This window comes from Streptomyces actuosus (genome assembly GCF_016921115.1).
GTDB lineage: Bacteria > Actinomycetota > Actinomycetes > Streptomycetales > Streptomycetaceae > Streptomyces > Streptomyces actuosus_A.
Map to the genome: position 1 here is coordinate 170,430 of NZ_JAFFZS010000015.1, position 13,836 is coordinate 184,265.

Sequence of the window (13,836 nt, forward strand, 5' to 3'; positions counted from 1 at the left end):
TGCCGCCAAAGGAGTGAACCGCCGCGGAGCAGGCTTCACCATTTTGCGCAACGGCGGGCGCCCTCATTCCCGCCGCGGCGGGTGCCCGCACCGCCGCGGGGACCGTCGCCCCGCCGGCGCCGAGACCGGGCGGCGGTCACTCGCCCGGCGCCACCGCCCCTCTGAGCCCCGCCACCGGAGAACCGGGTCCGGCACCGGCGGGGCACACCTGGCCGCATGCGAACACATGTGGCCACGACTGTGCTGTGTTCGAAGCGGCCACGGTGTTGCGGAGTGGCGGTGACCAGCCGGCCGTCCGGCTCGTTCCCCAGCCGGACGCGGCGTGGGCCGGCGCTCTCCCGGTCGCCGGCGACGCCCGGCAGCAGCGCGTTCCAGCCCCGTCCAGAGCGCACCCGTGAGCGAGGAAACCGCGCAATGCACCTGTCAGCAACCGACCCCGGGCCGCGGGTCCTGCACCTGACCCAGCCCGTGGACGGGGGAGTCGCCCGCGTCGTGACAGACCTGGTCCGGTCGCAGCTGACCGCCGGTCTGCACGTCACCGTGGCCTGCCCCGACAGCCCGCTGGCCGCGGAGCTGCGCCGGCTCGGCGCGGACCTGCGGCCCTGGCGGGCGACCCGCTCGCCGGGGCCCGGGCTGTCCGGCGAGGTCCTACGGCTGGCCCGCATCGTCGCGGCCGTCCGCCCGGATCTGGTGCACGCGCACAGCGCGAAGGCGGGCCTCGCCGGGCGGCTGGCGGTGCGCGGCCGGATCCCGACGGTGTTCCAGCCGCACGCCTGGTCGTTCGAGGCGGTCGACGGGTCCGCCGCGGCGCTCGCCCTCGGCTGGGAGCGGCGGGGAGCGCGCTGGGCGGCGCGAACGGTGTGCGTGAGCGAGGCGGAGCGCATGCGCGGCGTGCACGCCGGCATCCCCGGGAACTGGTCGGTGATCCCCAACGGCATCGACCCCGCACGTTTCCACCCCGCCGCCCCCGGCTCCGTGCGCCCCGCGGTCCTGCCGGACGTCGATCCCGCGGCGCCGCTGGCGGTGTGCGTGGGGCGGCTGTGCCGGCAGAAGGGGCAGGACGTGCTGCTGCGGGCCTGGGAGTCGGTCCTGCGGCGGGTGCCGGACGCCCGTCTGGTCCTGGTCGGCGACGGCCCGGACCGCGCCCGGCTGGAGGCGGAGGCACCCGGTGCGGTGCTGTTCACCGGCCCCGTCACCGAGACGGCCCCGTGGTACCGGGCCGCCGACCTGGTGGTGCTGCCCTCGCGCTGGGAGGGCATGGCCCTGGCCCCACTGGAGGCGATGGCCTGCGGGCGGCCGGTGGTGGTGACGGACGTCGACGGCGCCCGGGAGAGCCTGCCCCCCGGCCTCGCCCCGACCTGCCTGGTGCCGCCCGACGACCCGGCCGCGCTCGGCGCAGCCGTCGCCGGGCTGCTCGGCGATCCGCCACTGCGCGCGTCCCTCGGCCACCGGGGCCGCCGGTACGTCCTGTCCACGCACGACGTGCGGCACACCGCCCAGGCGGTCGCGGGTGTCTACCGCGAACTGCTCGGCAGCCGACCGCCGGCGCCCGCCGTGCCCACCGAGTACAGGGAGTCCATCCACTCGTGACCGCGGAAAGCACCGTCCCCTCACCCGGCGCGCAGCCACGGGACATCGGATCCTCACCCGTCTCGGTCCTGCCACGGCACCGCGGTGCCGGCGGCTTCCCGTTCCCGTTGCGCAGGCCGCCCGCGCGGCCCGCCTCACCGGTGCCGCTGCTCGCCGCGGACGGCATCGCTGCCCTCGTCGGCGCGCTGGCGTTCAGCGGCACCCGGCACCGTCCCCTCCTGCTCGTGCTGCTGGTCGCCGCGACCGTGCTGCTGCGCCCGCAGCGGCACAGGTCCGTCGCGGGTGTCCTGGACGAACTGCCCGTCGTGTGCGGCCGGATCGCCGTCGGCTGGCTGGGGCTCGCGGCGCTGGTCGCGGCGTACCGTCCCGGCCACGTCCTCGGTGCCCGCACCCTGCTGCTCGGCGCGCTGCTGCAGTGCGCCGCCGCGCTCGCGGGCCGCGCACTGGTGCACCACCGGCGGCACACCGCGCTGCTGCGCCGCCCCCGCCCGGCGCTGCTCGTCGGGCCGGCCGCGACCGCGCAGCGGGTGGCCTCCGCGCTGCTGCGGCACCCGCGGTGCGGGGTGCGGCCGGTCGGGATCGTCGCCGAGCGCCCCGACGGCAACGGCGGACTGCCCGTGCTGACCACGCTTGAGGAGGTGCAGCGGGCGCTGATCCAGAACAGCGTGCGCGACGTGCTCACCGTGCACCCGTCGGTGCGGCTCGAACGGGGGCCGCTGCTGCAGGCGATGGCCGAGTCCGGCTGCACGGTGCGGGAGGTCGACGCGGACTGCCCGTCGTACGCCTCGCGGGAGCGGATCGCCGGGTTCTCCTGCCGCCGCCTGGAGATGGGGTCCCGGCGGCCGGGCAGCTTCGGCAAGCGGGCGCTGGACGTCGCCGTGTCCGCGACGCTGCTGCTCTTGGTCAGTCCCGTGCTGCTGGTGTGCGCGGTGGTGCTGCGGATCACCGGCGGGCGCGGGGTGGTGTTCCGGCAGGAACGCATCGGCAGGGACGGCCGGCCGTTCACGCTGCTGAAGTTCCGCACCCACCGCCCGGTCGACGTGCACGAGTCCGCGACCCGGTGGAGCGTCGCCGACGAGCGCCGGATGCCGCGGTTCTGCCGCTTCCTGCGCCGTACCTCCCTGGACGAGCTGCTCCAGTTGTGGAACGTGCTGTGGGGCGACATGAGCATGGTCGGCCCGCGCCCCGAACGCCCCTACTTCGTCGCCCAGTTCAGCCAGACCTACCCCGGGTACGCGGCCCGCCACCGGATGTGGACCGGGATCACCGGCCTCGCCCAGATCCACGGGCTGCGCGGCGACACCTCCATCGAGGACCGGGCCCGCTTCGACAACTCCTACATCGACGACTGGTCGCTGTGGCAGGACGTCTGCATCCTGCTGCGCACCGCCGCCGCGCTCGTCCGCCCGACGGGGAGCTGACACCCGACCATGAGTCCCGTCCTCCCCCTCGACCGGGCCCGCGCCGGGGCCCGCACGCTGCGGCCGGCCCTCCCGGTGCTCCCGGTCGTCGCCGTGGTGGCCCTGCTCGCACTGCCCGTGAGCCCCGGAGGCGAGGGCGGCGCGGGCCCGGCCGACGCGGTCTCCGCGCTCGCCGTCCTCGCCTGCGCGGTCCTGCTGGCACGGCAGCGGCGGCGCCCCCTGACGCGCGCCGCGGCCGTCGTCCTCGGGCTGCCGGTGGTGGGGCTGGCGCTGGCGGCGACGGGTGCGTCCTCGCCCGGCGCCGGGCTCACCGGCCTCGGCCGCTATCTGCAGATCTTCGTCCTCGTCCCCGCCGCAGTGCTGCTGCTGATCCGCGACCGGACCGACTTCCGGCTGCTGGCCTGGTCGTTCGTGGCTCTGGCGGTCTGGGAGGGCGCGGTCGGTGTGCACCAGTACGCCACCGGCACCGGCGCCTCCTACCAGGGCGAGACGATCCGGGCCGTGGGCACCTTCGGGCCGCAGGACGTGATGGGCATGGCGACCGTCGTGTCGTTCGGGCTCGTGTGCGCCCTCGGGCTCGCGCTGGCCCGGGGCCGGACGCGGCAGCGCGCCGTCGCCGCGTGCACGGCGCTCGCGCTGCTCGTGCCGCTCGCCGTCTCCTTCAGCCGGGGCGCCTGGATCGCCACCGCGGTGACCTGCACCGTGCAGCTCGCCCTCACGGGGCTGCGGCGCGCGGTGAAGGCGGGCGCGGCCCTGACGGCGGCGGGGGTGGTCCTGGTCGGCGGGTTCGGCGTGGGCACGGCGATGCTGCAGGAGCGGATCAGCAGCATCACGCAGGTGACCGACGCCCCCGACCAGTCGGTCACCGACCGGTACACGATGTGGGCGGCGGCGGCCGGCATGTGGCGCGAGCACCCGCTGACCGGCGTCGGCCTCAAGGGCTTCCCCGAGCACCGGGACGCGCACGCGTCCCTGGCTCTGTCCTCGGGCAGCGACACCGACGGAGCCGGCTCCGGATTCCGCAGGCAGCCGCTGCTCTCCCCGCACAACATGTACCTGCTCGTCCTCTCCGAGCAGGGCCTGATCGGGCTGCTCGCGCTGGCCGGGAGCTGGCTGGCCCTGCTGGTGTGCGCGGTGCACGGACTCGCCCGCATCCGGCGGTCGGGGCCCGGCCTGGACTGCGCGCTGGTCGCGTGCGGGCTGCTGGTGTGGCAGCTGACGGACTTCCTGTACGCCGACATCGGTGGGCCCTCGACGGTGCTGACCGCCGTCGCCTTCGGCCTCACCGCCTGGTGGGCCCTGGTCCGCGACGACACCGGAGCGCCCGGTCGCGCGGCGGCGTGCGCCCCGGGCCCCGCGGGGGTCGGCAGCCGGTCGGCGGACGCCGGCGAGGGGGCGGGCACACGATGACCTCCCCGCCCAAGGGCGCTGCGGGCCCGCACGACGGACGCCGACTCGGCTCCCGCATGCCCGCCGGGCCGTATCGGCCGCCGCGCCCGACGGCGGCCTGCCCGCCGGTCGGCGGCCGCTCCCGGCGGAGCGGGAACACGGCGCCCCCGCTCCCGCCCCCGTCCCCCTCCCCTTCTCCCTCCCCGCGCGCCGGAGACACCGCCGCGGACCGTCCGGCCCGGCGTGAACCGGCGCCCTGCGGCCGGCCGGCCCCCACCGGCCCGGCGTCCGCGCCAGGGCGCGCCCGGACCCGGTCCGCACCCGCGCCCTCCGGCACCGGGAACCGGTCGGCCCCCGACCGCCCGGGAAGCACCGGCGGTCCGGCCCCCGACCACCCCGGCGCCACGAGCCGTCCGACGCCCAGCCGCCCCGGGACCACGAACCGCCCCACTCCCACCCGCCCCCCTGCCGCAGGCCGGTCCGGCCCCGCCCGACCCGGAACCGGGGGCCTGTGCTGCCCCGGCGCCCCGGACCGCTCCCCACGCGGGCGCCGGACGGCCGGGACGCGGGCGGGGCACGCGGGCGAGGGGGGTGGGCCGCGATGGCGGTGAAACCGTCCCGGGCGCCCCGTGCCGAGGGCGTCGCGACCGTGCCGCCGTCGCGGGCCGCGGCGCAGCCCGGGGAGACCGCCGACCTCCCCCGGTTCACCGGCCGGTTCCTGGCCAGGGCGACCCTCGTCACCGCGGCGCTGTCGGTGGCCGGTGCCCTGCTCGGCCTGGTCCGCGACCAGGCGCTGGCCCGCCTGTTCGGCGCGGGCAGCGGCACGGACGCCTTCCTCGTCGCGTGGACGGTGCCCGAGTTCGCGACGACGTTGCTCATCGAGGACGGGCTGGCGTTCGCGCTGATCCCGGCGTTCAGCCTGGCGCTGGCCCGACGGGCCCGGGGCGTCCCCGGCGACCCCGTGCGCGCCCTGGTCCGCTCGACGCTGCCGCGTCTCGCCCTCGGGTTCGCCGCGGCCGGGGCGGTGCTCGCCGCCACCGCCCCGTACCTCGTGCGGGCCCTCGCCCCCGGCCTGGCCGACCCGGCGCTCGCCACCGACTGCACCCGGCTGACCGGGACCTGCGTGCTCAGCTTCGGGCTCGCCGGGTACTGCAGCGCCGTCCTGCGCGCCCACCGTCGCTTCCTGGCACCTGCGGCGATCTACGTCGCCTACAACACCGGCATCATCGTGACGATGCTGGCGCTCGGCGGACGCTGGGGGGTGCGCTCGGCGGCGGCCGGTGTGGCAGTGGGCGGCTGCCTGATGATCGCCGTCCAGCTGCCGTCCCTGGCAAGCCGGTTGAGGCGTCGTACGCTCCACACGCGACGCGTCGCAGATGAGCAGGCGCGCCCTCTGGACAACGCCCTCCTCACGACCGTGCTGCTGTTCGCGCTGTGCCGCCAGTCACAGGTCCTCGTCGAGCGGTTCTTCGCCTCCCACCTGCCCGCGGGCGCCATCTCGCACCTCAACTACGCCCAGAAGGTGGCGCAGATGCCGATGGTGCTGTCGGTGATGGTGTGCACCGTCACCTTCCCCCTCGTCGCGCGGGCCCTGGCCGACGGCGACACCGAACGGGCCCGCACGCGGGTGGAGCGGGACCTGGCGCTGGCCGCGTCGCTGGTACTGCTCGGCGCCGCCGGGGTGATCGCCTGCGCCCCGCAGATCATCGAAGTGCTGTTCCAGCGTGGCGCGTTCACCGCCTCCGACACCGCGGCCACGGCCGGCGTGATGCGCGTGTACGCGCTGGGACTGCTCGCCCAGACGCTGGTGGGCGTCCTGGTCCGCTCCTACTTCTCGGCGGGCCGTGCCACCTGGTACCCGTTCGCCGCGATGGCCGCCGGGATCGCCGTCACCTGCGGCACCGGCGCCTTCACGGTGGGCCCGTGGGGCGTGACCGGCATCGCCGCCGCCAACGCCACCGGCATCACCCTCACCGCCGGGCTGCTGCTGGCCGGCACGGGCCGGCACAGCGTGCCGATCCGTACCCGACGGGTCCTGCACGAGCTGAGCCGGCCGGCCGCCGCCGCGGTGGCCGCCGGAGCGGCCGGCGGGTACGCGGCGGCCGAGCCGCGGTCCGCCGCCGGCGGCCTCGCGGCCGGCGCGGTGACCGTGACCGCCGTCTTCGTCCTGCTCGGCCCGGCCCTGGGCGCCCAGGGCCTCTCACCCGCACTCCGCCTTGCCCGAACCGCGATCGGAAGGCTCACTCATGCCCGACACCGCTGACCGGCCCGGCCCGGCCCCCTGGGTGGCGATGTACCACTCGGTGGGCGACCGAAGCGACGACCCCTACCGCGTCACCGTCACGCCCGAGCGGCTGAACCAGCAGCTCGCCTGGCTGCGCGGACGCGGCCTGAGAGGCGTGTCCGTCACCCAACTGCTGGCCGCCCGCGCCGCCGGAGCCGGCCGGGACCTGGTCGGCCTCACCTTCGACGACGGATACGCCGACTTCCTCGACGCCGCCCTGCCCCTGCTGCAGCGCCACGGCTGCACGGCGACCCTGTACGTGCTGCCCGGCCGGCTCGGCGGCGACAACGCCTGGGACGCCCTCGGCCCGCGCAAGCCGCTGCTCGACGCCGACGGCATCCGGCGGGCGGCCGACGCCGGCATGGAGATCGGCTCGCACGGCCTGACCCACGTCGACCTCACCGTCGCCGACGACGCCGCCCTCAAGTCGGAGACGGCGGAGAGCCGGACGGTCCTGTCCGACCTGCTCGGCCGGGACGTCGACGGCTTCTGCTACCCGTACGGCACGGTCGACGCCCGCGCGATCGACGCCGTCCGCGCGGCCGGCTACCGCTACGCCTGCGCCATCGACCCCGGCCCGCTGACCGGCTTGCTCGCGCTGCCCCGCGTGCACATCGGCGAACGGGACACCGCCGTACGCCTGCTGCTCAAGCGCCGCCTGCACAGGCTGCGCCGCCGACCGGTGAAGGAGGCGTGACATGAGGGCCCTGCACATCATCACCGGCCTCGGGGTCGGGGGTGCCGAGCAGCAGTTGCGGCTCCTGCTGCGCCATCTGCCCGTCGACTGCGAGGTGGTGACGCTCACCGACCCTGGCGCGGTCGCCGACGGCCTGGTCGCCGACGGGGTACGCGTCCACCATGTGGGCATGGCCGGCAACCGCGACGTGTCCGTGCTGCCGCGCCTGGTCCGGCTCATCCGCTCCGGCGGCTACGACGTCGTCCACACGCACCTCTACCGCGCCTGCGTGTACGGCCGCCCGGCCGCCCGCCTCGCCGGGGTGAGGGCCGTGGTCGCCACCGAGCACTCCCTCGGCGACTCCCAGATGGAGGGCCGCCGGCTGACCCGGGGGGTGCGGGCGCTGTACCTCGCCAGCGAGCGGCTGGGCCGTGCCACCGTCGCCGTCTCCCCCACCGTCGCCGAGCGGCTGCGCCGGTGGGGCGTTCCGGCACCGCGGATCGCGGTGGTGCCCAACGGCATCGACCTGGCACGGTTCCGCTTCGACCCGGTCGCCCGCCACCGCACCCGCCGCCGGCTCGGCCTGCCGGAGGACGCCTACGTCGTCGGCGGCGTCGGCCGGCTCACCGCCGTCAAGCGCTTCGACGTCGCCGTCCGCGCGCTCGCCGAACTGCCCGCCGACTGCTGGCTGCTGCTGGTCGGCGGCGGACCCGACGAGAGCGTGCTGCGCCGGACCGCGCACGAGGCGGGCGTCGCGGACCGGGTCCTGTTCACCGGAGAACGCCCCTACGTCCCCGACGGCTCCCTGGGCCCCGACCTGCCCGCGCTGGTCTCCGCCATGGACCTGCTCGCCTCGCCGTCCCCGGAGGAGGCCTTCGGACTGGCCGTCGTGGAGGCGCTCGCCGCCGGCCTGCCCGTGGTGTACGCCTCCTGCCCGGCCGTCGAGGACCTGCCGCCGCAGGCGACGGGGCCCGCTCGCCGCGTCACCGGCGGCTGCGGCACCCTCGCCCGCGCCGTCGCGGAGATCCGGGCGCTCGGCCCGCAGCCGCGCAGCGCCCCCGACGCCGCCCTGCACTACAGCATCGACCGCAGCGCCGGCCGGCTAATGGACGTCTACCGGGCCGCGCTCGCGGCCTCACCAGGACGCCACCCGTCCCCTTCGCCCCAGGAGGCACCCACCTCATGACCGCCACCCCCGACACCCCCGAAGCGCCGCGCCGCCCACGGTGGAACCGCGCCCGGGCCCGGGCTCTGCCGCCCTGGTCGCTGCTGGCGGCCGGCGCCCTCGCCGGCGGGCTCCTCGGCGGCGGGTACGGCCTGGCGAGGCCGCCGGCGTACTCGGCGAGCGCGTACGTCGTCGCCGTCCCGACCGAGAAGTCCGACCCGGCGTCCGCGCTGGGCTTCGCGCAGGCCTACGGCCGGGTCGCCACCCAGGTGGCCGTGCTCGGGGACGCGCAGGTGTGGGCCGGCGTGCCGGTGCGGACGCTGCGGGAGAACGTGCAGACGGCGACCTCGCCGGACGCGCCGATGGTGTCGATCACGGCCACCTCCGCGCGGGCCGACCTCGCCGCCGACATGGCCAACGCCGTGGCCCGCGCGCTGACCCGGCACGCCGAAGACGCGCGCGGCACCACCCACGTGGAACTGGAGCTGTTCGCGCGCGCGGTGAAGCCGGCCGAGCCGTCCTCGGCGCCGCCCGCGGTGACCGGGCTGGTGGGCGCGAGCGCGGGCGGTCTGCTCGGCGGGCTGGTCCTGCTGGTCCGGCCGCGGCGCCCGCAGGTCGAGACGGGGCGTCCCGCCGCGGTGCCCGGCCCGGCCCTGGCCGCCGACACCCACGGCCGGCTGTGACGGCGTACACCACTCGGCTGGTCACCGACGAGACGGAGTTCGCCGGGCTCGCCGCCGAGTGGGGCGGGCTGTACCGGCGGTGCGGCACGGCCACGCCGTTCCAGAGCCATGCCTGGCTGTGGTCGTGGTGGCAGTCGTACGGCAGGCCCGGCCGACTGCGCCTGCTGCTGGTACGGGCGGGCGGAACGGCCGGTGCGGCAGCGGGCGGTGCGGCGCGCGGCGAGCTGGTGGCCGCGGCACCGCTGACCGTCGTACGCCGCCCGCTGCCCGCGCTCGTCCCGCTCGGCGGGGCGATCTCCGACTACGGCGACGTCCTGATCGACGACGAGCACGGCGAGCCGGCGGCGGCCGCGCTCACCGGCGCGCTCGCCGCGGCCGCCGGCACCGTGCTGATCGACCTGCGCGAGGTGCGGCCCGGCGCGGCGGCAGAACGGATCTACGACCGCTGGGCCGGCCCGCGCCGCAGGCTGGCCGACTCGGTCTGCCTGGAGCTGCCCGCCGTGCCCATGGACGGGCTCGTGTCACGACTGCCCTCGGCCAAGGCCCAGCAGCGCGTGCGCGCCAAGCTGCGCAAGCTGGACGCCCTCGGTGTCGAACGCCGGACCGTCCACGCGGACGAGGCGGACAAGGCGCTGCGCCGGCTGCTGGAGCTGCACCGGCTGCAATGGCAGGGGCGGGGGGTGACGGGGGAGCACCTGCAGGAGCGCTTCCAGGAGCATCTGGTGCGGGCGGCGGGTGAGATGGTGCGCTCCGGGGACGCGGCCGTCACCGAGTTCCGGCTGGAGGACGACGTGGTCGCCGTCGACCTGACGCTGCTGGCGCCCCGGCTGATCGGCGGCTACCTCTACGGCGCCCATCCGTGCCTGCGCGAGCGCCGGGTGGACGTGGCGGTGATGCTGCTGGACGCGTGCACCGAGCGGCTCGCGGGCGGTGGGCACACGACGCTGAGCCTGCTGCGCGGCGAGGAGCCGTACAAGCACCACTGGCGCCCCGAGACGGTGCCCAACGCGCGTCTGCTGCTGGCCCGCCGCCGGACCGCCCCACTGCTCGCGGCGGCGCTCGGGCGGGCGACCGCACGGCGGCGCGGCAAGGAGTTGCTGCGCCGCCGGAACGATCGGAAGGACGGTCGTGGTGGCGGCGGGACCTGAGCGGGCCCGCCGCCGGCGGCCGTTACGACGCCCCGCGGTGCCGGGCGCCGCGGGCCCGGCGGGACACGCGCAACGGGCCCTAACGGGACCGCGACCACCAGTCGAACCTGATGCACGGTTTCCCGCCCAGCCAGTACTCGACCCAGTCGCCGAGTTCCAGCGGAGAGCACGTCGCCGGCCGGTCGGGGACCGCCGGCGGGCTGGGCTCGGCCGCCACGGTCGGGGTCGCGGTGGCGGTCGGCTCGGCCGTGGCCGCGTCGTCGGGGCGGCCGGACAGGAGCGTGCGGTACACCGCGGAGGAGCGCGGATTGTCCCGGCACTGCCACACGCCGTGCGGGCAGTAGTCGGTCAGCGTGTTGTACAGCGGCTGGTGCTCGTCCATCCAGGCGAGCATGCGCCGCATGTAGTCGTCGTTGTCGCCGTTGCGGAACAAGCCCCACTCCGGGTAGGAGATGGCCTTGCCGTGGGACTTGGCGAAGTCGACGTGCGCCTGGAGCCCGAGCGGCTCCGTCACCTGCTGGTCGAAGGACATCCCGGACGGCTGGTCGTAGGAATCCATGCCGATGATGTCGACGGTGTCGTCACCCGGGTAGCACTGCGTCCAGGGGACGGCGTCCCGGCCGCGGCTCGGCGTGAAGTCGAACCTGAACCGCTGGCCCGGCACCGCGCGCATGGCGGTGACGATCCGGTTCCAGTACGTCTTCCAGGCCTGCGGATCCGGTCCGCAGCGGTGGGTGTAGGTGACGCCGTTCATCTCCCAGCCGAGCACGATCACCGTGTCCGGCACGTTCAGGCTCACCAGCCGCTCGGCGAGCGCCCGGAAATGGTGGTCGAACGCTCCGGACGCGCCCTGCCGCAGCAGTCGGCGCACCTCGGCGTCGGGGACGCCCTCCTCGTTGCGTTCCAGCATGGGGACGTTCAGAACGAGGATCCGGTCGTCCTTCGCCCGCCGCCAGTCCGCCCACACGTCGAGGAAGCCGGGCCGCCCCTCGATGTTGCTCCAGACGTCGCCGGGCAGGTAGGTGTGGCCGACGCGGAGTTCGGCACCGCCCAGCCACTCGCTGAGCTCGGCCATGCGGGCCACGCCCCGCGCCCCGAAGTCGAGGTAGGCGCCGAAGGCGGGGACGGCCTTCGGCGACGGTGCGTCCTGCTCGGGCTGCGACGGGTCGGACGGTGTGCCGGGGACGGCCCGTGCGGGGGGCTCCGCCGGGTCCACCGCCGTGACCGCGGCGGCGCGGACCGGCACCGGAGCGGAAGGATCGGCCAACCGCACCACCCCCGTGCCCGCGGCGAATCCAGGTCCGGAGGCCAGGGCCGCGGATGCGGCGACCGCGGCCGCTACAACCGCCAGCCTCCGGGGCCGGGTGCGTCGCTGGTGTGGTGCCATGCCTGCTCCTTTCTCCGATCCAGTAAGGACAGCAGTACTGACACTCAGTCATGTGAAACGGACTTACGCCACCGCCGCTACGGCTTTCGAGTGCCCTGATCACCCACACAGGTGACCCGAACCGAAGGAACATGCCCGTGTCGCAGCTCGACATCCGCGTCCCCGCCGTACTGCTGCGGATCGACCCCAATCCCTTTCACCACGGAACACTGGGTGCCGTGCGCTCGCTCGGCAGAGCGGGCGTCGAGGTCCATGTGATCGCCGACGGCACGGCAAGTCCGGTGTCCCGGTCGCAGTTTGCCCGCCAGTTCCACCTCCCGCCGCCGCCCGGCGCGGGGGCCCACGACATCTCCGCGGTGCTACATCGGGTCGCCGCGCGGATCGCCCGGCCCGCCGTGCTGATCCCCATGGACGACGCGAGCGCGGTGGCCGTGGGCCGGCTGCGGGACGACCTCGCACCCGCCTACCTGCTGCCCGACGCGCCCGGTACACCGGCGGAACACGTCGCCGACAAGGCCGCGCTGGCCGCCGTGTGCGCGGCGGCGGACGTCCCCCACCCGATCACCCTCGTACCCGACAGCGCCGACCAGGTGGCCCGGGCCGTGGGACGGCTGGGCCTACCGCTGGTGGCCAAGTGGAGCCGCCCCTGGCTGCTGCCACCGGGCGCCGGGTTGCGCAGCACGGTCCTCGTCGGCACCGAGCAGCGGGCGAAGGAGCTGTACCGGCGGGGTGACGAGGCGGGCAGCCCGCTGCTGCTGCAGGAGTTCCTGCCTCCCGGCCGCGACCGCGACTGGTTCTGCCACGGCTACGCCGACCGCTCCGGGGCCCTGCGCGGCGGCGGCACCGGCCGCAAGCTCGCCGCCTGGCCGCGCGGCGCCGGACTCACCGCGGTCGGCGAGTGGACGCCCGATCAGCAGCTCCAGGCGCTCGCAGAGCGGCTCGTGCAGCGGCTGGGCTACCGCGGCATCCTCGACCTGGACTTCCGGCGCTGCGGCGCGAGTGGCCGCCATCACCTCCTCGACTTCAACCCGCGTCCCGGTGCCCAGTTCCGGCTCTTCCACGACAGCGCCGCGCTGGACGTCGTACGGGCCCTGCACCTTGATCTGACGCACCGTCCGCTGCCGGAGGGGACGCCGCTTCCCGGGCGGCGGTTCGTCGTCGAGAACTACGCGCCCCTGGCCGCCCTGCGCCCGGCGCCCGGCGGCCTGGAGCACGCCTGGCACGCGGCGGACGACCGCGCTCCGGGGCGGGCCCTGCGGGGGCTGTGGTCCCGGCACGTCGGCCGCCGGGCCCTGGAGCGTCTGTGGAGGACGCCCCCCTTGGCAGCGTCCCCGGCGGCGGCGGCCCCCGCCGGGGACGCGCAGCTACGGGTGGTCCGCCAGGCGTCGCGGCCCGAGACGTCCGGGACCCGTCGTACCGAGCTGTCCGACGACGAGGGGCCGAGCAGCCGATGATGGACGGCCTGCCGGTCTCTCCGGTCGCGCGCCTCCACCTGGTCCTGGTGGCGTCGTGCGTGTTCCGGAAAGTGACGGCCCGTCACAGGGAGGGAATGCCGGCGGAGACGACCGCCGCACCCGGCTCGCCCCGGCCCGGCACCCGGCATTCCGTGCGGAGCCGACGTACCGGGAGCCGGGGCGGGTGCCGGGCGCAGTGCGTCCGGCACCCCGTGTCCTACCGGCGCGACGCGGCTCGGCCTCGTCGGTACAGGAAGGCGCCAGCCGCGATCAGTGCGGCACTGACGCCGGAAGCAGCCAGCATGGCCTCGTTGCCACCGGTGTCGGCCAGCGAGGGAGGCGTGTCGCCGCCACCGTGGTGACCACCGCCATGACCACCGGGCTGGTCGCAGTCTTCCTCGTCACCGCCACCATGGCCACCGCCGTGGTGACCACCGCCATGACCACCAGGCTGGTCGCAGTCTTCCTCGTCACCGCCACCGGAGCCATAGCCGCCACCATGGCCACCACCATGGTGACCACCGCCATGACCACCAGGCTGGTCGCAGTCTTCCTCGTCACCGCCACCGGAGCCATAGCCGCCACCATGGCCACCACCATGGTGACCACCGCCATGACCACCAGGCTGGTCGCAGTCTT

The 13,836-nt window shown here is 76.0% G+C and carries 11 protein-coding genes; 10 read left to right on the plus strand and 1 reads right to left on the minus strand.

The genetic code is table 11. The features are described 5' to 3' along the window. Window positions 1-414: 414 nt before the first annotated feature. The 8 genes from JS756_RS20265 to JS756_RS20300 all read left to right on the plus strand — a co-directional run bounded on the left by JS756_RS20265 (window position 415) and on the right by JS756_RS20300 (window position 10,356). Window positions 415-1,590 (plus strand): glycosyltransferase, encoded by a 1,176-nt coding sequence (locus JS756_RS20265; protein ID WP_205384540.1) that lies wholly within the window; start codon window positions 415-417, stop codon window positions 1,588-1,590. Beyond that, on the plus strand, window positions 1,587-3,011 hold the full coding sequence (locus tag JS756_RS20270) for an exopolysaccharide biosynthesis polyprenyl glycosylphosphotransferase (protein WP_205384541.1): 1,425 nt from the start codon (window positions 1,587-1,589) through the stop codon (window positions 3,009-3,011). Before JS756_RS20265 ends, JS756_RS20270 begins: the two co-directional genes overlap by 4 nt. Before the next feature lie 9 nt (window positions 3,012-3,020). Then, a complete protein-coding gene (locus JS756_RS20275) occupies window positions 3,021-4,421 on the plus strand; it encodes an O-antigen ligase family protein (protein WP_205384542.1) in 1,401 nt (466 codons plus the stop codon). 580 nt (window positions 4,422-5,001) lie between these two features. Then, window positions 5,002-6,663 (plus strand): lipid II flippase MurJ, encoded by a 1,662-nt coding sequence (locus tag JS756_RS20280; RefSeq protein ID WP_205384543.1) that lies wholly within the window; start codon window positions 5,002-5,004, stop codon window positions 6,661-6,663. Beyond that, window positions 6,647-7,381, plus strand: a complete 735-nt coding sequence (locus tag JS756_RS20285) for a polysaccharide deacetylase family protein (protein ID WP_240204041.1) — start codon at window positions 6,647-6,649, stop codon at window positions 7,379-7,381. The genes JS756_RS20280 and JS756_RS20285 overlap by 17 nt, the downstream gene beginning before the upstream one ends. Before the next feature lies 1 nt (window position 7,382). Further along, window positions 7,383-8,546: a glycosyltransferase gene (locus tag JS756_RS20290; RefSeq protein WP_205384544.1), complete on the plus strand. Its 1,164-nt coding sequence runs from the start codon at window positions 7,383-7,385 to the stop codon at window positions 8,544-8,546. After that, window positions 8,543-9,208, plus strand: coding sequence for a YveK family protein (locus tag JS756_RS20295; RefSeq protein WP_205384545.1), 666 nt, complete (start codon window positions 8,543-8,545; stop codon window positions 9,206-9,208). The genes JS756_RS20290 and JS756_RS20295 overlap by 4 nt, the downstream gene beginning before the upstream one ends. Continuing rightward, entirely contained in the window at window positions 9,205-10,356 is a 1,152-nt protein-coding gene (locus tag JS756_RS20300) for a GNAT family N-acetyltransferase (RefSeq protein WP_205384546.1), read from the plus strand. The genes JS756_RS20295 and JS756_RS20300 overlap by 4 nt, the downstream gene beginning before the upstream one ends. Before the next feature lie 79 nt (window positions 10,357-10,435). Here the strand turns inward: JS756_RS20300 and JS756_RS20305 are convergent, their stop codons facing one another. Then, window positions 10,436-11,743, minus strand: coding sequence for a glycoside hydrolase family 26 protein (locus tag JS756_RS20305; protein ID WP_205384547.1), 1,308 nt, complete (start codon window positions 11,741-11,743; stop codon window positions 10,436-10,438). 137 nt (window positions 11,744-11,880) lie between these two features. Between JS756_RS20305 and JS756_RS20310 the strand changes: the two genes are divergently transcribed. Together JS756_RS20310 and JS756_RS20315 are read left to right on the plus strand one after the other, a co-directional pair. Beyond that, the gene (locus JS756_RS20310) at window positions 11,881-13,197 is read left to right on the plus strand and encodes a carboxylate--amine ligase (protein WP_205384548.1); all 1,317 of its coding nucleotides are present in this window, start codon (window positions 11,881-11,883) and stop codon (window positions 13,195-13,197) included. A gap of 370 nt (window positions 13,198-13,567) precedes the next feature. After that, window positions 13,568-13,836, plus strand: a 269-nt coding sequence (locus JS756_RS20315; RefSeq protein ID WP_205384549.1) for a hypothetical protein, incomplete at its 3' end; no start/stop codon positions are given.

Excerpts from the sequence above, each read along its gene's own strand:
- JS756_RS20265 (WP_205384540.1), top strand. The coding sequence starts at position 415 with ATGCACCTGTCAGCAACCGACCCCGGGCCGCGGGTCCTGCACCTGACC.
- JS756_RS20275 (WP_205384542.1), top strand. The coding sequence starts at position 3,021 with ATGAGTCCCGTCCTCCCCCTCGACCGGGCCCGCGCCGGGGCCCGCACG.
- JS756_RS20280 (WP_205384543.1), top strand. The coding sequence starts at position 5,002 with ATGGCGGTGAAACCGTCCCGGGCGCCCCGTGCCGAGGGCGTCGCGACC.
- JS756_RS20285 (WP_240204041.1), top strand. The coding sequence starts at position 6,647 with ATGCCCGACACCGCTGACCGGCCCGGCCCGGCCCCCTGGGTGGCGATG.
- JS756_RS20290 (WP_205384544.1), top strand. The coding sequence starts at position 7,383 with ATGAGGGCCCTGCACATCATCACCGGCCTCGGGGTCGGGGGTGCCGAG.
- JS756_RS20295 (WP_205384545.1), top strand. The coding sequence starts at position 8,543 with ATGACCGCCACCCCCGACACCCCCGAAGCGCCGCGCCGCCCACGGTGG.
- JS756_RS20305 (WP_205384547.1), bottom strand. The coding sequence starts at position 11,743 with ATGGCACCACACCAGCGACGCACCCGGCCCCGGAGGCTGGCGGTTGTA.